Genomic DNA, 20698 nt, shown 5'->3' on the forward strand with positions numbered 1-20698 from the left:
TTTTTTTCTCCTCTTTTCAAAGAAAAAAATATACCTCTAGAATAATTTTTTCAACTCATCTGTGCGTAAGGTGAGTTTTAAAGAAGAAAGATAGGTGTTTTCTTTCTTTAGCCTTACGATTGAGCAGCAAGTAAGAGGGGATTTTTAGAATAAAAACAAGAAAAATAGAAAAAGCTTCTTGCTTTCTTTAAATCTATCACTTTTAGTGATAAACTTATTGACTGGGAATATTTAAATAGCCTTGCCTTGTTGAAAATGAGGAAAATGCTAGAAGGATACTCCAAATTTTATATGAAGAGAATAAGGTTGTAATTGCCTACTGTTTTTAATCAAAGTAAGCCCAGCTTGATAAAGCTCTACCTTAAGGAGAAGCTTGAGTTTCATTTTTGCAAGAAAGAAAGTATAGCAAAAATATATCAATATGCTAGGATGCATTTAATAACAAAATTGAGATATAAACATGTATAACCTCATTACTTTAGCTTCCCATCAAATGTTACGCTTCTTTGCCTATTCACTTCTTATCGCTTCTTCCTTTCTATTCACTAGTTGCGAGTCACAAAAGACAATTGTCAATAGTTTGGATGAAAGAGAAGCTAATGAAATTCTTGTTTTTCTAGAGAGCAAAGGAATCAATGCCAACAAGATACAATCTGCAGGAGGAGGAACCGGTGCCTCTAAAATAGTTTTATGGGATGTAAGCGTAAACGAGAAAGATGCTATTCAGGCCATGGCCTTATTAAACCAAGCTGGTTTGCCTAGGAAACGTAGTCAAAATTTACTTTCCATTTTTTCTAATGTAGGGTTGGTGCCTTCTGAAAGACAGGATAAAATTCGTTATGAGGCTGGACTAGCCGAGCAGATTGCTAGCGTTATACGTAAGATAGATGGTGTTTTAGATGCTGAGGTCCAACTTTCTTTTCCCGAGGAAGACCCTCTAAGCCCTGGGAAAACTAAAGGCAAAATCACAGCTTCTGTTTACGTAAAACACAATGGAGTGTTGGATGATCCTAATAGCCATTTAATTACCAAAATCAAACGTTTAGTGGCGGCAAGCATAACCGGACTAAATTTCAATGATGTAACAGTCATTTCTGATAGAGCACGTGGAAGCGATCTATCTACCTCATTTTCATCGGGCGAGCATGAAGAAAAATCTTACGTGAGTATTTGGACAATTGTTTTAGCTAAGGAGTCGGTGACACGTTTTCGAGTCGTTTTCTTTACTTTTTCTTTTCTTCTTCTACTGATGGCTTTGTGTTTAATTTGGTTAACTTGGAAAATTTATCCTTTATTAAAAAGGCATGGGGGGTTTAAAGAACTGTTTCATCTCCAACCATTAAAAATTGGGACTTCTGAAGAAGAGAAGATCCAGGATGCTGAAGAACCGACGGAAGATAAAAATTCCTCGGAAGACAAAGGCTTGGTTGATAAAGATGTTGATGAGACATAAGGCTCTTTATCATGCACGCCAAAACGCAAATTCTTATACGTATTTTGCTAAATCGCTTTCATCCTAAGACCTCTCAAGAATTTCTTAAGTGTTTACCGGAAGATGAAGCAAAGCAAATAGCTGGACATCAGATCATCACGGCAGAGATAGATCCTATCTTTGTTAAGCCGCATGAATTTCTTAAAGAAATTCATTATTCTTGGGTGGCTCCTTACGTTCGCAAGCTTCCTACTCATCTTCAAAATCTTATGGTTTCCGCATTGCCTAACCCTTTAGCCACTAGCTTAAAAAAATATTTAAAAATTAATGGCCCCTTTGTCTCCATGCCTAAGCTTGCAAGTGCATTTTTTACTAAGAAGCTATACGATCAAATTAAACAAACTGAAATTCTTTCACCCGCTTTTTTGCCCAAGCAGGATTTATCCATATTGCTAACCCTATCGCGCATGGAAATTATTTACTTAATTGATTTTTTAGGCTTATATGATTTAGCGGAAGAATTGCGTCATGTGGTAGATAAGAAAAGTTTACAAAAAGTTTATGCATGTTTAGATAATAAAAAAATCCAGTTTGTTCGTCTCTGCTTACATCAAAAAAGTAGGTTTATTACTGCTAAAATGGATCTACAGAAATGGAAAGGGGAGGGCGCTGAGCTACAAAGAAAAATTCACCAAAGAGGTCTTTACCGCTTAGGAAAGGCTCTAAGCGGCACTCACCCTCATTTTATGTGGTACTTGCTAAGGAAATTGGATACAGGGCGTAGCGCTATTATAGAAAAACATTATAAACCACAGAGTAATCCTGCTATAACCTCGGTACTTATCCAGCAAGTGATAAATGTTATAAACTTTTTAAAACTGAAGAGTGAAATGTGAAAAAGAAATTTTTTTCTCTGATTCATGGCAATAGCGTTCATGTAGCTCCAGAAACACGTGTGATTCCTGCCGAAGAGTTTTCGCAAGCATTGGAAGCTTACCAACTCATGGAAGAAGTAAAAAAAGATGCCCTTAAGTATAAGCAAGGAGTAGCTGAAGAAATCGAAAAACTTAAGGAGCAGGCGCAAAAAGAAGGCTTCGAGGAAGGCTTTAAGAAATGGATAGAGCAAATCGCTAAAGTGGAAGAAGAGATTATAAATGTACGCCATGAAACAGAAAAAGTAGCTTTACCCATTGCACTAAAAGCTGCTAAGAAGATTGTCGGTAGAGAGCTGGAGCTATCCGAAACTGCTGTTGTAGATATTGTTAGCAATAGCTTAAAAGCAGTGGTGACACATAAAAAAATCACCATTTACGTTAATAAAAAAGATCTCGAAGCTTTAGAGAAAAGTCGTCAGCAAGTAAAAGATCTCTTTGAAAGCCTTGAAACTTTGATCATTCGAGAACGTGCAGATATTGAATCGGGCGGATGTATTATTGAGACCGAAGGCGGTATTATCAATGCCCAGCTTGAAAATCAATGGCGTATTATTGAAAATGCTTTTGATAGAATGATGAAACAACATGAGAAGGCGGCACAGGGGCATGGCTAAAACAAAAGCAATTATTAAACGATTATTTTCTTTAAACTGTTTGTCATGGATGCTAGTACTAGCTCTATTATGTATGATCTCCCCTGAATGTTGGGCCCAAAGTTCTCCTCCTCGGAGTACGACTTCGATAGAAGCTGGAAAAGCTGTAGTAAGGCCCGGAGAGAAAACCCCTGCAGAAAAAGAGCTAGATATACAGTTTGATAATTTTAGAAAACCTTCCTTGATTACTCAAGCGGCTGTATTATCTCTTTTGGCTATGCTGCCCTTTATAGTGATGATTTTATCTTCATTTATGAAAATTGTCGTCGTCTTGTCGCTTTTACGTAGTGCACTGGGTGTCCAACAATCCCCTCCCAATCAAGTGATCAACGGGGTTGCTTTCATGCTTAGTATCTATGTGATGTATCCTACGGCTTTAAAGATGTATGATGCCTCGATGCATGTGGTTAACCAGCAAGCTGCTCCAGAATCTCTTATTTCTGCAGGATCTTCTGCATATATAATCGCTTTGGTAGAAGCTGGGAGAGAGCCTTTGCGTGATTTTTTGAAAAGAAATTCTTCCGTTAAGCATCATGCCTTGTTTTACCGTATGGCTTATCGCGTTTTACCCGATAATTATCGGCCCACGCTAAAGCCTGATGATTTTATGATTTTAGTGCCAGCTTATATTACTAGCCAGCTTAAAGATGCATTCGAGATAGGAGTGCTCATCTACATTCCCTTCTTTGTCATCGATCTCGTCGTATCAAACGTTTTATTAGCGATGGGTATGATGATGCTATCTCCCGTAACCATATCTATGCCCTTAAAATTATTTTTACTTGTGATGCTGGACGGATGGACGATGTTAATTGAAGGCTTGGTAAACACTTTCCGCTAAGGATGAGATTATGTTTCAAACACAGGTTATACAGCTTGCTTATCATGCTCTTTTGCTGATTCTTATCCTTTCAGCACCACCCATTTTGGTGAGTATGTTTTTTGGGGTGATCGTAGCGATCTTTCAGGCAGCCACACAAATTCAAGAACAGACCTTATCATTTACTATAAAATTGGTCGCGGTAACGCTTACTTTGATGATTTTGGGTGGATGGTTGGGAGCTCAGATCATGGAGTTTGCAGGCGATATATTTTCCCACTTTGCGCAGTGGAGTTTAGCTTCTCAAGGGTGAGAGACAACTGGTAAACACAATTGCACTTTCCCTTGGTTCTATTTAGGCTTTAAAGACTACTAGCTAACCTAGAGATAAAAAATATAAGAATGTGATAATGGCTGAAACTACCGACAGTTTTATAGCGTTATTTTTAAATAGCGCCTTCAACACCGAAGGGGGATTGCTCTCTTTTGTTGCGCTTTTCTTTTTATTTCTCTCTCGCTTTTTTCCCATTCTTTTGCAATCCCCCTTTTTTGGAGCAAGGGTAATGCCTCAGCCTGCCAAAGTGGCGCTAGGGATTGGTCTCTTCATTATCTTTTTGCCGCAATTGCTATTAGTCACCCATAAAATTGATTTCAACCTAAAGCTAGTTTTTTTAATATTTAAAGAGTTGTTCGTAGGGACAATCATAGGTTTCCTCATTACCTTGCCTTTTGTGATTGTACAAAGCGCTGGTATTATCATTGATCACCAGCGGGGGGGAGCCAGCTTAATGGTTAATGATCCGACCATTCAAAATCAGTCTTCGCCTCTAGGGACATTGTTTAACTACGTGATGATTTGGATTTTTTTCATGATCGACGGTCCTTTTTTATTCATGGATGCTATCCTTACATCTTATGAAGTGATTCCTGCTGATCAAATTATCAATTCCAAATTTTTCGAACGGTCCTCAGTATTCTGGGCGAACGAAATTGCCCTGCTAAATAAAATAATGGTCATCAGTATTCGTTTGGCATCACCTGCTTTAATCATGATTATGATGACAGACTTCTTTTTAGGAATTGCTAACCGCCTAGCCCCGCAAGTACAGATTACTTTTTTAGGCATGCCCTTAAAATCCTTGTTAGCCCTATTAATTGTATGTGTAGGCTGGAAAATGCTGAATGAAGAAATGGCTAAGCAAGGCTATGTATGGATAAATGAAGTGATCAACATGCTAAGGACGATTAAAGGAAGCGTGAGTGGATTTAATGAGGTGGGGGTAGTATCATGACTTTTTGCCTGAAAATCCCGGTTTAAAAAACAGGCAAGCGGTTAATACATAGGCTGGCAGAAAACTCTTGAATGGCAGGCGCCTTTTAAGTATTTATTTTTCATTTGGTAAAATTAGGTCTAAAAAAGTCACGTGCTTAGCAAAGAACACATTTATCTCATTTGTTAGCGATCGGATGTGCAGCTGAGCCATATGCGATCATATAATTCTTTAAAAAAGCTTGGGATTCTTTTTCACTGCCCTTAAGATAATGCCTGGCTAAAGTGCGGCATTCTCTTTGATAGGCCGCTTGGTTAAAAATAGCTACTCATTTTTGTTCAACATCTGCATAGCAAGAGGTGCTCTCAAAAGCTCGATAGCTTTCTGCTATTTCTACCGCCTTGTCGTAAGGCACTTCAAATATAAGCTCTTTAGCCTCTTTAATCTGCATGGGCACACGCGTGATAAATAAGCTTTGTTCTTCTTTAAAAACTTGCAAGGTAGCTGGTGTATAAAGAGCCCTGTCTCCTACTATATAACGATTCTCTACGGCTTGCCAAAAGCTTTTAAGGTATTCGCCAACAATTTGCGTAAAGGCTGTTTTATCGCTGCTATTGCCATCAGCCGCTTGCATGTATAAAGGAACATTGCCTTCATTGGAGGTGATAAGCTGCAAGAGAGCTTGGTTTAAATCAGGCTTATGGTCTCTACTGTAGCCTTGCACTAGACGAATGCACCCTTCTCCTTATTCTAATAGGTTCTCATAGTTTCTATCTACGTGAAAACTTATCGCATCTAAATGCAAACTTTTTACTTGGATGCCAAGTACTTTGATTGTATAGAGGGCTATCTTAGTAAAAAGATCAGTCACGCCCAATTCAAATAGCCTATCCAGTGCTCTGCCTAGAACATTATCATCAATCTGCTTTGGTATAACTGGCGTACCTAGCAAATGATCGATGGGTTTGCCTTCAAAGTATTCAGAATACACGTAAAGCGTCCGACTTGCAAATCCCAATCCGTTTAAGATCATGCATTTAACAGCTTATACATAGGTTATATGCTTATTCTTCGCCTGATTACCTACTGCTTGATCAATAAGGTCAGCTAACCCTATCTCCTCACACATTCTAAGCTACCAATTCTAAATGATCGGCGTTTTGCTTATCTATTTGCATAACTTTCAGTCGTTTAGCTTAAAACCTTTAAAGAAAACATCTTACTCGATTAGCATTCAAAATCCCTAATTATTTTTTTTTGCTGAGGAATGTAAGGTAGAAGACAATAAGAAGAAGCCACAGATCTTGAAGGAAAGAATTATTTGCACGTAGAGCTTAAAGAGAGCAAAAAAAGATCGAAAAGATAGAGAGCGATTAATTTACAAAGCCATGGAGAGGTTAGATCAGGGTACAGCTTCTTTAGAATCGAAAGAAGGCGCTAACAGATATCTAAAAAATGAAAAAAAACAAGCATCCTCGCTAGGATTAGATCTAGAAAAATTAATGAAGATAAGCAATGGGATGGATTTTATGGAATTCAGGTTTCAAAGCAGAGTATGAAAAAAGAAGAGATCCTTTCTAGCTATCATCGGCTATGGAAAATGGAAAAGTTTTTCCGCGTCATGAAACATTCTTTAGAAATTAGGCCCTTCTACTTATCCAGCCCAGCAAGAATCATAGGACATATCGTGCTTTGTTTCCTTGCCTTTGTAATGCCTCGTAATTTAGAGATCGCCTTAATTAGAAAAGGAACAGATCATACTGTTGAAAAATAAGGGAGGCTATTGGTGAATTAAAAGCTTCTCTATTAGAAGTAAATGGCAAGCCTATCTTGCTAAGAACACCAGCAAAAGGATTATCTAAAGAAATACTTCAAACCTTAAAGCTTAAACATTCAGGGGAAATGGTAATGGATGGGTTGTTATGAATAAGCATTAGTTCAATGGAGTGTAGTGGCAATATTGCCATCTTTCGAAACAACGATCTTTGATAATCAACGATTTAAGTCTAACAAGTGTCAAAGTCAGGAAGAAATAGAAGCCTGCCTTGCATTTTTTAGAGAGCTTTCTTCAGAAAATTTTTTCCTTAGTAAGCGCTTGTCTTTGGCGCTGGATAGGGAGAAATACGAGAGTTATTGAGAGAATTAGATAAAAGATAGCTAACTTAATGAATAGAACCTTAAAGCGCCACTTATATTTTGGGTAATTCCTTAGGCTTTAGCCAAGATCGTTAACAATAGAGCTGTCGCTAGCGTTTGCTCTTTCCTATGACAAGGAGATGTTTCGACCTCGTTTACTAGGCTCCTTCGCTTGCTCGATGTAAGCGTTCAGACAAGGTAGCCAAAATTCCACTTTTTAAAAAGTTTACATCCACATAGGCTTGCCTGTGCTTTTCCTGGTCGAGTTGCCGAAGAATGGCATATAGATTAGAAACAACGAACTCAGGTTTTGCAAGAGGTCCTAGAGCTAAAACTTTGCAGCCTGCAGGGTAGTTTCGATCGCTGAAGCCAATAATAACGCCTTCGGTGATATCCTGAAAAGATTGTACAAGGGTTAATTTAGCTTGGGGAGCATAGTGGCGATACATGCCTCCTGGACACAAAGGTTTTTCACCTTTTTGTTGTTGAATTTTAGGCATATATCCTAAAGATGGATAAAAGCTCTCAGCAGCTAAGGCACCTTGACGGATAATTTGCCAGCCACCTTTTCTATACATTAAGATGGTGGATTCTAAGCCTTTTTGGCATGTCCCTCCGTCTAGCACAGGAAAGTGTTTACCAAAATCATGCTCGACATGCTCAGGATGAGTGGAGGAAGGGTAGCCTGAAAGGTTGGCTGAGGGCATAACGAGAGGGCCTGTTTGTTTCAATAACTCTAAAGCTAAAGGATGCTGAGGAATGCGAAAAGCTACCGTGGGTAAATCGGCACGTACCTTTGCCGGAATTAATTTACATTTGACGGGTAGCACGATTGTCATAGGGCCTGGCCAAAAGCCGCGTGCCAATATCTCTAAATCGCTGGTTTTTCCTTCCAGATAAGATAATATATCATTCAATTCGGCGACATGGATGATTAAAGGGTTATTCGAGGGGCGTTTTTTAAGGGTGTAAATATAGTCGATAGCTTCCAAATGATCTATAGAGGCGGCTAGCCCATACACCGTCTCTGTCGGTACACCCACCACTTCTCCTGCCCTTAACAGTTGAATAGCTTCTGTTACTGAGATGCGCATAATAGCTCAATAACCTCTTGCAGGTAGATAATGAAGTGATCAATTTCTTCTTTAGTATTGTATAAGCCAAAAGATATTCTGGCAGTAGCTGGTACACCAAAATGGCGCATGGTGGGTTGTGCACAATGATGTCCTGTGCGTATAGCTACTCCTTTTAAGTCCAGCATAGTGCCAATATCGAGCGGGTGTGCTCCTTCTACGATAAAGCTGATGATAGCAGCTTTTTCTTTAGGCTTTCCAATGATGCGTACTTGCGGAATGCTTTCCATTTTTTTAGTGGTATACTCTAAGAGCTCCTGCTCATGAGCGTGGATAGCAGAAAAGCCGATCGTATTGATATAATCAATAACAGTACCTAAACCAATCACTTCCGCGATAAGAGGTGTGCCTGCTTCAAACTTTAAAGGTAATACATTATAGGTAGTTTTTTCCCAATCGACCTTATCAATCATATCGCCGCCTCCTTGATAAGGCGGCATTTGATTGAGAAGCTCTGCCTTGCCGTATAAAATTCCTATTCCTGTAGGCCCGTAAAGTTTATGACCTGAGAAAGCGTAAAAATCTGCATCTAAGGTTTGGACATCAACTTTCATATGCGGAACAGCTTGCGCGCCATCCACCAGTACTTTGCTTCCAGAGGCATGAGCCATCTGGATCATCTCTTGGACGGGATTGATAGTGCCAATAGCATTGGAAACGTGCGTTAAAGCGACTAGTCTAGTTTTAGAATTTAAAAGCTTAGCGAACTCTGCCAGGTTTAAATTTCCTTGGCTATCGAGGGGAATAAATCTTAGGACAGCTTGTCTATCTTCACACATCATTTGCCAGGGAACAATATTGGCATGATGTTCAATCTGCGTTAAAATAATTTCATCACCAGGTTTAATAAACGCTTTTCCAAAAGAATAAGCCACTAAGTTGATAGAGTCTGTGGTGCCGCGCGTAAAGATAATTTCTTCGTTTTTTGAGGCATTAAGAAGCTTTTGAACTTTCTCGCGGGCTTCTTGGTATTTTTTAGTAGCCAAAAGAGAAGATTCGTAAATGGTTCGATGGACTGTACTGTAATGATTTTGATAAAAATCTTGGATGGAATCAATCATGCACTGCGGCTTTTGAGCGGTAGCGGAAGAGTCAAAATAGATAAGCGGTTTTCCATGCATCGTTTTAGCAAGCATAGGAAAGTCTTTCCTAATTTTTTCCACATCAAAAGAAGCTAGTTTCATCGCCTGGCTCCTGCATAAGGTATCGGTAGGCTTGCTTGTTAATGGCATTCATAAGAGAAGGGTAGGGGATCATCTCAATGATTTCTTTACAAAAGCCGTAGACTAAAAGATTTTTAGCGGCTTTCTCTGAATACCCCCGTGTTCTTAAGTAAAAAAGCTGTTCTGCATCGAGCTGTCCCATGGTAGCTCCATGGGAGGCTTTAACATCATCTGCAAATATTTCGAGGTTAGGCTTACTCTCAGCTTTAGCTTTATCACTAAGCAGTAAGTTGCTATTCAGCTGAAAAGCTTGGGTCTTCTGGGCAGCTTGATGTACTAAAATTTTGCCTTCAAAGCTAGAATGGCTAGCATCGTTTAAAACACTTTTGAAAAGCTGCATGGAGCGGCAGTAAGGGGCTTGATGTTCCACTAAAATATTTGCGTGGGCTTCTGCTTGATCAGAAAGCATCCAAAGGCCATTTAAGCTAGCCTCTGCATTTTCTCCGGCAAGAACTACTCGATAGTCGTTCCTTAAAGAAGTAGCGCCTTTGCTAGCCAAAATAGATTTGAAGGTACTACCTTTTTTGAGGCTAGCGCGAAAAGCTTCAAAATACCAATGTTTATTTAAAATTTCAAAAGGAGCTTGGAAGTAGTGTAGGTGAGATTCTTCATCCATTGCCACTTCGATAGAAATATTAGATAAAAATTGTTTTCCTGGCCCATCCACGTGGGTGGCAATTAAATCAAGCTGGGAGTGCGCCCCCATGAAGCCTTGGATTCTCGGGTTCGTCCATAGAGAAAGGTCAGGCTCATGACTATTGAAATGTAATAGCTGCAAAGGGACATCTACCAGAGTTTTAGGAGGCGCATAGATAAAGATTCCTTGACGATGCAGCGCCGCATTAAGAATAGCAAAAGGATCCCTTTCTTCTTTAAGCAGTTTATTCCATTGATTGTTTAGAAAGCTTCCATAAGTTCTCCAAGCTTCCTTTAAAGGTAGAATAACCATTCTGTTAGGAAGAGCAGACAAATTAGATAACTCTGGATAATAATTCCCATTAACCATTACTAAAACAGAGCCCGCGCATTCGGGCAAAATATGCGGTGCAATAGAATCAGCAGCTAAGGGGATAACAGGCGTCGGCTCAAAAGCTTGCATGTAAAGATTTCTTAAACGAAGATATTGAAAAACTTCAGATTGGCGAGTAGGTAAACCGATTTCTAAAAAACGCAGCCAGGCTTTTTCTTTAAGCTTTCGTGTAGGATCTTTTTCTTCAATAGCCTCAACATACATCTTTTGAAGCATTTGCTGAAAAGCTTGTTGATCGGTATAGCTCTCCGTGATCATCGTAGAGCCTCGCTTTGAGGGGCTGGTACTAACCAATCGTACCCTTTATCTTCTAATTGGTGGGCTAATTCAGGACCACCGGATTGCACTATTTTTCCTCCCACCATGACATGGACAACATTCGGTTTAATATAGTCGAGAAGCCGTTGATAGTGAGTGATAAGAATAAGGCCCATCTGAGGATTCATCAGTTGATTGACGCCTCGAGCCACAATACGCATGGCATCAATATCAAGCCCTGAGTCAGTTTCATCTAAGATCGCAAGCGCAGGCTGTAGAACAGCCATTTGTAAGATTTCATTACGTTTTTTTTCTCCCCCAGAGAAACCTTCATTCAGACTACGTTCTTTAAATTCCGTTTTAATTTCCATACGTTTCATCATCTCATCAAGAGATTTTTCAAACTCTACTAAGGGCATTTCGGGATTGCCTTTAGCTTTCAATACAGAATTATAAGAGGCATGTAAGAACTGCAGATTGCTAACCCCAGGAATTTCTAACGGATACTGAAAGCTCATAAAAATTCCTGCATGGGCTCTATCTTCTGGGGCCAATTCCACTATATTTTGGCCTTTGAACAAAATCTCTCCTGAAGTAATTTCATAAGCCGGATGGCCTGCTAAGACCTTTGCAAGGGTGGATTTTCCTGCACCATTAGGACCCATGATGGCATGAATTTCACCGGGTTGTACAACTAAATTTAATCCTTTTAAAATAGGTTTGTTTTCTACATTGGCATGAAGATTTTTAATTTCTATTAACGCTTGGGAAAGGTGAGTCATGAATAATTATCCAACTGAATTTTCAAGTTTTAATGTTAGCAATTTTTGAGCCTCTGCAGCAAACTCAAGAGGTAGCTCTTTAATCACGTCTTTACAAAAGCCGTTAACGATCATATTGACAGCATCTTCTTGAGAAAGGCCGCGACTTCTCATATAGAAAAGCTGCTCTTCATTCATTTTAGAGGTAGAGGCTTCATGTTCAACTTGGCTAGAAGAGTTGCCTACCTCAATATAAGGAAAAGTGTTAGCTGAGCATTGATCTCCTACTAGCATAGAGTCACATTGCGTATAGTTACGAGCTCCGTGGGCTCTTGGCACAATTTTAACTAAGCCACGGTAACTGTTGTGAGAGGTATCGGCTGAGATTCCTTTAGAAACTATGGTTGAACGAGTGTTTTTTCCTAGATGAATCATTTTTGTTCCTGTATCAGCCTGCATATGATGATTAGTCAGGGCTACAGAGTAAAATTCCCCTATGGAATGATCACCTTGCAGAATGCAGCTAGGATATTTCCATGTAATAGCAGCTCCAACTTCTACCTGGGTCCATGAAATTTTAGACGAAATACCTGCGCAGCGACCGCGCTTAGTTACAAAATTATAAATTCCACCTTCTCCAGTTTTTGGATTACCCGCATACCAGTTTTGCACAGTAGAGTATTTAATTTCTGCATGATCCAAAGCAATAAGCTCTACGACTGCAGCATGGAGCTGATTATTGTCATAGGCAGGCGCTGTGCACCCTTCTAAATAGCTAACAGATGAGCCTTCTTCGGCAATGATAAGGGTGCGTTCAAATTGGCCGCTTTCTTTATCGTTGATGCGAAAATAGGTAGAAAGTTCCATGGGGCATTTAACGCCTTTAGGAATGTAAACAAAAGAGCCATCAGTAAACACCGCAGAGTTTAAGGTCGCATAGAAATTATCACCGATAGGAACTACACTGCCTAAATATTTTTTTACAAGATCAGGATAAAGGTTAATCGCTTCAGAGATTGAGCAAAGAACAACTCCTGCCTCCTCTAAATTTTTCTTAAAAGTGGTCCCAATCGAAACGGAATCAAAAACCATATCGACCGCGACATTGGTTAATCTCTTTTGTTCATCTAAAGGAATCCCTAATCTTTCAAAAGTACGTAAAATTTCTGGGTCTACTTCATCTAAGCTATTATACTTAGCCTTAGTCTTAGGAGCAGAGTAATAGCAAATATTTTGAAAATCAATAGGAGGATAGTGGACATTAGGCCAGACGGGTGGGGTAGATTCAAGCCATAGGCGGTAGGCTTTAAGACGAAAATCTAGCAAAAATTGAGGTTCATCTTTTTTTGCCGAGATGGCACGTATAGTCATCTCGTTGAGCCCTTTAGGTAAGCTATCCATTTCAACCGCAGTTGAAAATCCGTATTTATAATCGGATTGTCCCCTAAATGCTTCTTGTGTAGCCATTAAATTCTCCTTATAACTTGCTAAGAGGATATCACAGTAGAGACAAATGTAAAAAGTAAAAAGTTGACAAGGGATAGCCTTTAATCCAAGGCTTCGCTCTCACAAAGATTAAAAAAAACACTATAACATTTAAATGTTTAATTTTCAAATAACTAAGTAGGGAAAAAATTTATTTTTTTAGCTGTTTTTCAAATGGGGAATAAGCTCGCTTTTAGCTCTTTTCCTTAAGAAAGTTAGTAAAATACTCATAACCCTTATCATGCAGCTTTAAAGGTGTAATCTTTGGGGCCACACTATCAAGCTAAAGTTTCAGGGTAGCTATTCAGGTCTCGAGCACACACATACCTGTTTATGAAATCCAAACTTTTTGGCTATTCGATTGGTGGTTTGTAAGACCTTCTTCTAGAAGAGAGAGCGTTAGAAAAATATAATTTTCATAAGCTTCTAATGGTTAACAAACCTTACCTATATAGTGACGACAAAAAGATTTATCTAATTGTTGATCTCTTCATCGAGCTTTTTTTTATCTATCAGTTTATCATCGTGGTAAGTTTGCAAAACTCTTGGATGGCCTCTCTGATCGTATTTATTGAACTTGCCATGACGTAAATCATTTTTATATTCTGCTTCAAAGTAGAGCACTCCTCTATTATTCCAGTATTGAAAAAGACCTTCTTTTTTTCCGTTTTGGTAGGTGCCGTGAGAAGCAAGTTGCTCATTTTCATGATAAGATAGGACTTCTCCATTTTTTTGCCCCTGGATATAGTCTTCTTTACGACAAATTTTCCCATTGGGAAAGTATTCGAGAAGAGGGCCTTGCAAAATATCGTTTTTGTAAGACAAGGTAAGGTGGGTCTTGCCATCCTCGTAGTAGGTGGTACTCATTCCATCACGGACGCCTTGATGATAAAAGGTACTGCTGATCTTATTGCCAGCTTCATTATATTCTGCTAGCTCACCTTCAAGAAGTCCATTCACATAGTGAGCCTCTAGGGCTTTAACTTTAGGGTCAGCATCACCTGAAGGATAAAAAATTTGATGCAGGCCTTCCAAACGATTATTTTGGTAATGGGATTTCACGATAAGGCCATTTGGTTTACGGGTTTGATAAGGGCCTTCTAGATTACCATGCTGGTAATAACCTTGCTCGATAAGGATGCCCTCTTGATTCCATAAGGCTTTAAGGCCATGAAGGATGCCATGATCATAGGTTAATATAGCTTGAGGCTGGCCATTTTTATAAAAGCTTTTTTGTTCCCCATGCATCTTTCCTTCTAGATAATTTAGCAAGTGGGAAGGGCTTTGCTGACCAGTTAGGGCATCAGTAGGATAAAGCTCACGCGCAGGCCCTGTTCGCAAACCTTGTTGATAAGTATATTCTTGATGAAGCGAGCCATCTTCGTACCAGGTGAAGGAAATGCCCTCAACTTTTCCATGCTGGTAGTTTAGCTGGCTAGCTTTCTGCCCATTAGGCCAAAATGTTTCTTCTTTGCCGTGTAATCTGCCTTTTTGATAGAAGCTGATGCGTTTGAGTTGACCATTACTGTGCCACTCTTGAATTTTATGGGTAGGTAGGTTTTGCTCAAAATGAGCTTCATATAAAAGTGTGCCTTCTTCATCCCATTGACGAGATTCGCCTTGTTGCTGGCCATGAGAATAGTTAGTGCTGTTTTTAAGTTGGCCATTGGGAAACCATTCTTCATAAGTCCCATGAAGGGCTCCTTTAACATAATGGGCTTGAATATTGAGCTTTCCATTAGGATACCATGTTTGACTAAGGCCATCCTTCACATCTTTTTGATAGCTCTCCTTTAGAGAAGGTTGGCCATCCTCAAACCATCCTTCAAGCAAGCCAGTTTTTTGATAGCTTGCATAGGTTATACGAAGCTTGAGTTGGCTATTTTTATGAAACTCTTCTTGTTTTCCATCTAAATGCCCGTTTTTATAGAAATAGCTACTTTTAAGTACTCCTGTAGGATACCATTCCTTATAGGAGCCTTCGTAATTTCCATGGATAAACCTATATTCAGCAAGTTTATTACCGTTAGCGTCCAACTCTAAGATAGGCTCAAGTAAATGTCCATGAGGATCATAATGGGCAGATTTAGCTATTTTACCATTAGGATGGTTAAGAAAATGCAGTCCTGTCGGGATGCCATGAGCAAATTCTCCTTGTCCTATTAACTGCCCATCCTCATTGAAAAATTGTTCCAAACCCTCTTTTTTTCCTAATGTATAGCTAGCTCTGTAACTTTCTTTACCATTAGGATGATATTTTACATGCTGACCGTTAGGCTGCCCATATAAAAAATCTTGAAACTCCTTTGTCATACGATTGGGATAATATAGATGGAAGGCAGGAACAGTTTTCCCATTATCAAGTAGTCCCAAATGGTAATAGGCTTCTGTTTTTAAAGAGCCATCCTCATACCATTCTTGGGCAAGTCCTTGTTTCAGGCCTTGGTGATAATGAATAAGAGAAGCTCTTATTTTATTGAGATAAAAAGTCTCATATTGACCGCTAAGTTGATCATTTTCATAAAAGCCTTTCTCTGCTATTTCTCCATTAGAATAACGAATCTCTAAGGGACCATGCTTAACATCTTGCTTCATATAATGAACACTTTCAATTAAGCCATTAGAAAAATATGTTCTGACGGGCCCATGAAGCTTGCCTTTATCGTAGAAAATAATTTTTTGAATAGAACCGTTTTCATTAAAAAATAGCTCAGGACCATGATAAACAGGACGTTGATCTAAATAAAGTAAATCCACTTCTCTTTCAGGATTAGCATTTTTTCTAAAGTGTATTTCCTTGACTGGAACCCCTTCTTTGCTCTCCCCTGAGGGTGCGTAATATAAGATAGTTTTAGGGGTGTCATCTGGATAATTCTCGATAATTTCCAGACGCCAATTGGGTTGAAGTTCTTTTAAAGTGGTGATCACAGCTTCCGTAATGGGAAGCTCATCAGCTTGGTGCGAGGTTTGATCTTGGCTAAAGCCTTTAGTAAAGAGGCTGAGAATAATAAGAAATAAAGTAGGGTATAAAAAATACATGAAATACCTTAAATGAAAAAAACTTTTTAATTTAACTGCCCTTTAATTTCATTTCTTTCTAAAGTTGGCAACAATAAAGTAGCAATTATTCCTATAATAAAAAAAATACCTAGGATGCTTAAAGCATAGACGGGAGCATGCTCATTAAAAAATCTAGTCATTAAACCACCTCCGCCCTGTCCTAAGCCTTCCGATACACACCAAGCCATACCCATCAAGAAGGCGCTTACCATACCTGGACTTTCAGGGACTAACCAATGTCCAAAAGCGATCAATACTGAATTAACAGTGGCGAAAAAAGCCCCTAATAAAAAAATTAGAGCAACGAACGTACTATTGTCAAAGCTAGGATAAAGCAAAAATATATAAAAAGCTATCATGGCCGCCACTGTAGCCCATAGGATAACTTTCTTAGGCGAATATCGATCAGATAGATAGCCTGCCGGAATCAACATCACAGCGCCTCCTAAGATAAGAAAAAGATGGCCGCCGCCATGGCAAATCCAAGGGTTGTAACCTTTACATATCAAAGTGTCGGGCAGAAGAAAAATGGTAGCCCAAAAAAGCGTTTGATTGCAGACTTGCGCGATATACAAGAGACGTAGATTGCGATTTTTGAACATCCTAAAAAGAGCTTTGAGATTAACATCCTGGGTAGATTGAATAGGGGTAAAATTGTGGATCCCTTGGAGACCGTAAAATGAAGTAAATACCAAAAGAATTGCCGGCAAGGTCAAAATGGCCGTGGCACCATGTAAAACAGAATGAAAGTAAGTGTAGATAATTTGGCTGCTTGCAAGCCCTAAGGCTCCTCCGGAAGCAAAGATAGCAATTACCATTGCTTTGCGATAAGGTGTTAAAGCTCCAGCTAAGCTAGTCGCTGCAGGATGAAAAGCCCCCGATCCCACACAAGTAGTAGAATAAATCAATAAAAGCATCCAATAATTTGTGAAGTAAGCTAAAAAGGTGTTAGCAGCAGTAAGTAAGACGCCCAGGCAGATAAGCTGCTTACGCCATCCTCGGTCGCTCAAAGGCCCGAAAAATATTTGCATTCCTTCCCCAAAAAAAGCTCCTGCAGCCGAGATAGTACCAGCAAGAAATAAGTCTATATGAGCCAATGTTTTATACATAGCCCATATCCCTATCATAAAATCTACGAGAAAGTGCGCTAACCAGATAAAGATTAACGGGCGAATCATAAAAAAGTCATAAAATAATAATTTAAAGAAAGTAGACACTATTATAAAGTTTTGGAATTAAGTAATAAAGGGAATAGTAGGCTAGCTAGGCCTTTTAGGATCTTCTTTAATTTTAGCCTTCTAAAAGTAGCTGCCTACTTTTCTGTGATATCTTTTATGACAAAAAATTAGTTTAAACAAAACGCAGAGAAAAAATTTTCATAGAAGTTAGCATGCCTAACCGAAAAACGAGCGAACATAGGCCTATTTGGCTAGCCTCATTAATTCTCTCTGGCTTTATGAAGAGGAGCGCCGCATTTACTCATTTTCCTCTTTTTCGCTTAACATTCTTGCTTTCTCCTTTGGAAGAATCTTTTTAAGCAGAAGTAGCAGGATTGCTCTCAAGTGAAACAGGAAATGAGTATGCATGCCTTATGGAAAAAAAATGGTGGATCTCGCGCAACAAATTGAGTGGATAAAGATCATGGCTGAAGAGTTAAATACAGCTTTAGAGGAACAAGCTCCTATACGCGAGGTGATAAAGAATGTTCAAACGCGCAATGAAGAAGAATATTTAAATTAATAACTTTTAAAACAAGGTAAAAAAATGATTAGATGTCTTATGCATCCTTTTACCTATTCAGTTGTAGCTGAATTGATTCCCCAAAAGGAGGTCAATATCCTTGATCAGAAAATGCTAGAAAAATTAACTATCACCGGCATTACCGTCTCTGTAGGGTTTAAAAATTTACATCGCGTGGGCTGGAGAGTTTACCTTAATGACAATAAAGAAGTATTTACTAAAGCCTTTGAACAATTTTATTTCGTGCATGGCTTGCAGCAACAGGCATATTTTTGGGAAGATAAAAGCGAAATGGATGTTCCAACGGAAAAATTAGCGCAAAGTATACTCTCACACTATTATGCCAGCTTGAAATCACCCTCAGATTCGGGTAGCTTATCTAATATCCCATAGCAAAGAGACAGCTAGCGAATCTTATATACATTATTAGAGTAGAGCAACTCCTATAACTCTACGTTAAGTATTTATTTTCGTGATATTTTATAGGTTCTATCTCTGCTCTTTAGAAAAATGGTTAGCTTAATTGGTTCTCAGATTTTAGTTTTTGATCATTAACTTTGGCAAAAAATTTGGTTAAAAGCCTCATTATAGGAACTGTGTGGGATAAGAGTTTTATAAGCTATAATGAAAATTGCATTATAAGTGCTAGCTAGATTGCTCTAATTAAAAAAATTTGTTTTTTAAGCTTCTTTGCTGAGAAAGATTTACATTCCACATTTAAACGACCAGCTTTTTAAATCTGTATGCGTTCTCTCTATCAGTATACTCAAATATTTCTAGGTTAGGCAAAACGATGATTAACTAAGGGGGGAGGCTGGCAGCTTAATATCACGCCGGCCTATTTCCAAAAGTTTTTCTCCCATCCGTTTTTCCTCTTCCAAAGAAAGCTCCATTAAATTGACTATCTCTTTTTGTTTATAATGTTCACACAAAAAATAGATAAGATTATAGCAGGCTATCTCATAATGCTCGACTTTATGAGCAGCACTTATCAAGGCACTATCATTAGAATTGGATGGTTTGCACAGTGTATACAAAGCTTAAGCTGGCTATTCTTATAAAATTCTTCTTGTTTTCCATCTAATTGCTCAGTCTTATAGAAATAGTTACTTTTAAGTACTCTTATAGGATACTATTCTTTATAAGAACCTTGTTTAGAATTGTGGTAAGGATAGAATAGGTTTCAGGACAACTTCTTAGTCGCGGGAAGAAAAGCTGATTGCTTCTTTAAAGATAAGATGACTAAAAGTTTTTTTATTTTATTTTAGCTCACCTTATTCTAAAAAGTGCTTACGACCATTCTACAATTGAAAACGCTGTCTGGTTTTTTCTGCGATATCTTCTAAAGGATTTTCTGCTAACTCAAGCTTAATAAGCTTAGACAGCTGCCCGATTTCTGCAGGAAGGTTGGTGAGGTGGTTTTGGCTTAAGTAAAGCTGTAGCAGATTAGACAGCTGCCCAATTTCTACAGGAAGGCTGGTGAGCTGGTTTTGGCTTAAATCAAGCCCTTGCAACTGAGACAATTGCCCGATTTCTGCAGGCAGACTGGTGAGCTGATTTTGATTTAAGCCAAGCCATTGTAGCTTAGACAGCTGCCCGATTTCTGCAGGCAGAGCGGTGAGCAGGTTTTGATTTAATTCAAGCCCTTGCAGCTGAGACAATTGACCAATTTCTGTAGGCAGAGCGGTGAGCTGGTTTTGATTTAAGTAAAGCATTTGCAGCTGAGACAATTGCCCGATTTCTGCAGGAAGGCTGGTGAGCTGGTTTTGATTTAAGTAAAGCGTTTGCAGCTTAGGCAGCTGTCCGATTTCTGTAGGCAGAGCGGTGAGCTGGTTTTGGCTTAAATAAAGCTGTAGCAGATTAGACAGCTGGCCGCTCTCTGCAGGAAGGCTGATGAGCTGGTTTTGATTTAATTCAAGCTGTAGCAGCTGAGACAATTGACCAATTTCTGTAGGCAGAGCGGTGAGCTGGTTTTGACTTAAGATAAGCTCTTGCAGCTGAGTCAATTGCCCGATTTCTGCAGGAAGGCTGGTGAGCTGGTTTTGACTTAAGATAAGCTCTTGCAGCTGAGACAATTGCCCGATTTCTGCAAGCAGGGTGGTGAGCTGGTTTTGATTTAATTCAAGCTGTAGCAGCTGAGACAATTGACCAATTTCTGTAGGCAGAGCGGTGAGCTGGTTTTGACTTAAGATAAGCTCTTGCAGCTGAGTCAATTGCCCGATTTCTGCAGGAAGGCTGGTGAGCTGGTTTTGGTTTAAGTGAAGCTGTAGCAGATTAGACAGCTGCCCGATTTCTGCAGGCAGAGCGGTGAGCTGGTTTTGATTTAAGTAAAGATGTCGCAGCTGAGGCAGCCGCCCGATTTCTGCAGGCAAACTGGTAAGCTGGTTTTGATTTAATTGAAGCCGTGTCAGCTGAGGCAGCTGCCAGATTTCTGCAGGCAGAGCGGTGAGCTGGTTTTGGCTTAAGTGAAGCTGTAGCAGATTAGACAGCTGCCCGATTTCTACAGGCAGAGCGGTGAGTTGGTTGTGAGTTAAGTAAAGCCTTTGTAGCTGAGACAGCTGCCCGATTTCTACAGGCAGAGCGGTGAGTTGGTTGTGAGTTAAGTAGTTTGACATGATTTAAAGGATGTTTCATGCTTAAGTAATATTTTGAGAGCGTTTTTTCTCCCAAATCGCTATACTTTATTTACGCCTAAATCATTATAAAGCTCTTAATTTCTTGCAAAGTTGACTATGAAACCAATCAAGCTAGATAACCAACA

General features: G+C 39.2%; 20 protein-coding genes. 9 read left to right on the forward strand and 11 right to left on the reverse strand.

The window, feature by feature from the left end:
* Positions 1-460: 460 nt before the first annotated feature.
* From sctJ to NEOC95_RS07550, 6 genes are all read left to right on the forward strand, one after another.
* Positions 461-1453 carry a type III secretion system inner membrane ring lipoprotein SctJ gene (gene sctJ, locus NEOC95_RS07525; protein ID WP_242678211.1) on the forward strand — a complete coding sequence of 331 codons (993 nt, stop codon included), beginning with the start codon at positions 461-463 and terminating at the stop codon, positions 1451-1453.
* Between the two features lie 11 nt (positions 1454-1464).
* A complete protein-coding gene (locus tag NEOC95_RS07530; protein WP_213152380.1) occupies positions 1465-2328 on the forward strand; it encodes a hypothetical protein in 864 nt (287 codons plus the stop codon).
* A complete protein-coding gene (locus NEOC95_RS07535; RefSeq protein WP_166156565.1) occupies positions 2325-2981 on the forward strand; it encodes an HrpE/YscL family type III secretion apparatus protein in 657 nt (218 codons plus the stop codon). Before NEOC95_RS07530 ends, NEOC95_RS07535 begins: the two co-directional genes overlap by 4 nt.
* Complete coding sequence (gene sctR / locus NEOC95_RS07540; protein ID WP_242678212.1) at positions 2974-3861, forward strand: type III secretion system export apparatus subunit SctR; 888 nt, start codon at positions 2974-2976, stop codon at positions 3859-3861. The genes NEOC95_RS07535 and sctR overlap by 8 nt, the downstream gene beginning before the upstream one ends.
* Before the next feature lie 10 nt (positions 3862-3871).
* Complete coding sequence (gene sctS / locus NEOC95_RS07545; protein WP_042241710.1) at positions 3872-4153, forward strand: type III secretion system export apparatus subunit SctS; 282 nt, start codon at positions 3872-3874, stop codon at positions 4151-4153.
* Positions 4154-4250: 97 nt separating this feature from the next.
* On the forward strand, positions 4251-5132 hold the full coding sequence (locus NEOC95_RS07550; protein WP_213152381.1) for an EscT/YscT/HrcT family type III secretion system export apparatus protein: 882 nt from the start codon (positions 4251-4253) through the stop codon (positions 5130-5132).
* 307 nt (positions 5133-5439) lie between these two features.
* Here the strand turns inward: NEOC95_RS07550 and NEOC95_RS07555 are convergent, their stop codons facing one another.
* Both NEOC95_RS07555 and NEOC95_RS07560 read right to left on the reverse strand, forming a co-directional pair.
* On the reverse strand, positions 5440-5835 hold the full coding sequence (locus NEOC95_RS07555; RefSeq protein ID WP_213152382.1) for a transposase: 396 nt from the start codon (positions 5833-5835) through the stop codon (positions 5440-5442).
* Positions 5836-5856: 21 nt separating this feature from the next.
* Positions 5857-6144 (reverse strand): DUF4277 domain-containing protein, encoded by a 288-nt coding sequence (locus NEOC95_RS07560; RefSeq protein WP_213152383.1) that lies wholly within the window; start codon positions 6142-6144, stop codon positions 5857-5859.
* 522 nt (positions 6145-6666) lie between these two features.
* Between NEOC95_RS07560 and NEOC95_RS07565 the strand changes: the two genes are divergently transcribed.
* A complete protein-coding gene (locus NEOC95_RS07565) occupies positions 6667-6885 on the forward strand; it encodes a hypothetical protein (protein ID WP_349305268.1) in 219 nt (72 codons plus the stop codon).
* 520 nt (positions 6886-7405) lie between these two features.
* Here NEOC95_RS07565 and NEOC95_RS07570 read toward each other — a convergent pair.
* From NEOC95_RS07570 to NEOC95_RS07600, 7 genes are all read right to left on the reverse strand, one after another.
* Positions 7406-8341, reverse strand: a complete 936-nt coding sequence (locus NEOC95_RS07570; protein WP_213152384.1) for an L-threonylcarbamoyladenylate synthase — start codon at positions 8339-8341, stop codon at positions 7406-7408.
* Positions 8326-9564, reverse strand: a complete 1239-nt coding sequence (locus tag NEOC95_RS07575; protein WP_213152385.1) for an aminotransferase class V-fold PLP-dependent enzyme — start codon at positions 9562-9564, stop codon at positions 8326-8328. Before NEOC95_RS07575 ends, NEOC95_RS07570 begins: the two co-directional genes overlap by 16 nt.
* A complete protein-coding gene (gene sufD, locus NEOC95_RS07580; RefSeq protein ID WP_213152386.1) occupies positions 9545-10891 on the reverse strand; it encodes a Fe-S cluster assembly protein SufD in 1347 nt (448 codons plus the stop codon). The genes NEOC95_RS07575 and sufD overlap by 20 nt, the downstream gene beginning before the upstream one ends.
* Complete coding sequence (gene sufC / locus NEOC95_RS07585; RefSeq protein ID WP_213152387.1) at positions 10888-11673, reverse strand: Fe-S cluster assembly ATPase SufC; 786 nt, start codon at positions 11671-11673, stop codon at positions 10888-10890. Before sufC ends, sufD begins: the two co-directional genes overlap by 4 nt.
* A 6-nt stretch (positions 11674-11679) precedes the next feature.
* Positions 11680-13119, reverse strand: a complete 1440-nt coding sequence (gene sufB, locus NEOC95_RS07590) for a Fe-S cluster assembly protein SufB (RefSeq protein WP_213152388.1) — start codon at positions 13117-13119, stop codon at positions 11680-11682.
* A gap of 492 nt (positions 13120-13611) precedes the next feature.
* The gene (locus NEOC95_RS07595; RefSeq protein WP_213152389.1) at positions 13612-16176 is read right to left on the reverse strand and encodes a toxin-antitoxin system YwqK family antitoxin; all 2565 of its coding nucleotides are present in this window, start codon (positions 16174-16176) and stop codon (positions 13612-13614) included.
* A gap of 26 nt (positions 16177-16202) precedes the next feature.
* Positions 16203-17375 carry an MFS transporter gene (locus NEOC95_RS07600; RefSeq protein ID WP_283248254.1) on the reverse strand — a complete coding sequence of 391 codons (1173 nt, stop codon included), beginning with the start codon at positions 17373-17375 and terminating at the stop codon, positions 16203-16205.
* A 406-nt stretch (positions 17376-17781) separates the two neighbouring features.
* Here NEOC95_RS07600 and NEOC95_RS07605 point away from each other — a divergent pair, with 406 nt between their 5' ends.
* On the forward strand, positions 17782-17937 hold the full coding sequence (locus tag NEOC95_RS07605) for a hypothetical protein (protein WP_213152391.1): 156 nt from the start codon (positions 17782-17784) through the stop codon (positions 17935-17937).
* A 24-nt stretch (positions 17938-17961) separates the two neighbouring features.
* Positions 17962-18330, forward strand: a complete 369-nt coding sequence (locus NEOC95_RS07610) for a hypothetical protein (RefSeq protein ID WP_213152392.1) — start codon at positions 17962-17964, stop codon at positions 18328-18330.
* 404 nt (positions 18331-18734) lie between these two features.
* Here the strand turns inward: NEOC95_RS07610 and NEOC95_RS07615 are convergent, their stop codons facing one another.
* Complete coding sequence (locus NEOC95_RS07615; protein WP_213152393.1) at positions 18735-18974, reverse strand: DUF892 family protein; 240 nt, start codon at positions 18972-18974, stop codon at positions 18735-18737.
* Positions 18975-19238: 264 nt separating this feature from the next.
* Complete coding sequence (locus NEOC95_RS07620) at positions 19239-20552, reverse strand: leucine-rich repeat domain-containing protein (RefSeq protein ID WP_213152394.1); 1314 nt, start codon at positions 20550-20552, stop codon at positions 19239-19241.
* Positions 20553-20698 lie beyond the last annotated feature (146 nt).

This window comes from Neochlamydia sp. AcF95, assembly GCF_018342455.1.
In the GTDB taxonomy this organism is placed as follows: Bacteria; Chlamydiota; Chlamydiia; order Chlamydiales; family Parachlamydiaceae; genus Neochlamydia.

Bases quoted from the DNA above. Each gene is read 5' to 3' on its own strand.
- NEOC95_RS07575 (WP_213152385.1), bottom strand. From the start codon at position 9,564: ATGAAACTAGCTTCTTTTGATGTGGAAAAAATTAGGAAAGACTTTCCT.
- NEOC95_RS07560 (WP_213152383.1), bottom strand. From the start codon at position 6,144: ATGATCTTAAACGGATTGGGATTTGCAAGTCGGACGCTTTACGTGTAT.
- NEOC95_RS07570 (WP_213152384.1), bottom strand. From the start codon at position 8,341: ATGCGCATCTCAGTAACAGAAGCTATTCAACTGTTAAGGGCAGGAGAA.
- NEOC95_RS07620 (WP_213152394.1), bottom strand. From the start codon at position 20,552: ATGTCAAACTACTTAACTCACAACCAACTCACCGCTCTGCCTGTAGAA.
- sufD (WP_213152386.1), bottom strand. From the start codon at position 10,891: ATGATCACGGAGAGCTATACCGATCAACAAGCTTTTCAGCAAATGCTT.
- NEOC95_RS07530 (WP_213152380.1), top strand. From the start codon at position 1,465: ATGCACGCCAAAACGCAAATTCTTATACGTATTTTGCTAAATCGCTTT.
- NEOC95_RS07550 (WP_213152381.1), top strand. From the start codon at position 4,251: ATGGCTGAAACTACCGACAGTTTTATAGCGTTATTTTTAAATAGCGCC.
- NEOC95_RS07565 (WP_349305268.1), top strand. From the start codon at position 6,667: ATGAAAAAAGAAGAGATCCTTTCTAGCTATCATCGGCTATGGAAAATG.
- sufC (WP_213152387.1), bottom strand. From the start codon at position 11,673: ATGACTCACCTTTCCCAAGCGTTAATAGAAATTAAAAATCTTCATGCC.
- sctJ (WP_242678211.1), top strand. From the start codon at position 461: ATGTATAACCTCATTACTTTAGCTTCCCATCAAATGTTACGCTTCTTT.
- NEOC95_RS07605 (WP_213152391.1), top strand. From the start codon at position 17,782: ATGCCTTATGGAAAAAAAATGGTGGATCTCGCGCAACAAATTGAGTGG.
- NEOC95_RS07600 (WP_283248254.1), bottom strand. From the start codon at position 17,375: ATGATTCGCCCGTTAATCTTTATCTGGTTAGCGCACTTTCTCGTAGAT.
- sctS (WP_042241710.1), top strand. From the start codon at position 3,872: ATGTTTCAAACACAGGTTATACAGCTTGCTTATCATGCTCTTTTGCTG.
- sctR (WP_242678212.1), top strand. From the start codon at position 2,974: ATGGCTAAAACAAAAGCAATTATTAAACGATTATTTTCTTTAAACTGT.
- NEOC95_RS07595 (WP_213152389.1), bottom strand. From the start codon at position 16,176: ATGTATTTTTTATACCCTACTTTATTTCTTATTATTCTCAGCCTCTTT.
- sufB (WP_213152388.1), bottom strand. From the start codon at position 13,119: ATGGCTACACAAGAAGCATTTAGGGGACAATCCGATTATAAATACGGA.
- NEOC95_RS07610 (WP_213152392.1), top strand. From the start codon at position 17,962: ATGATTAGATGTCTTATGCATCCTTTTACCTATTCAGTTGTAGCTGAA.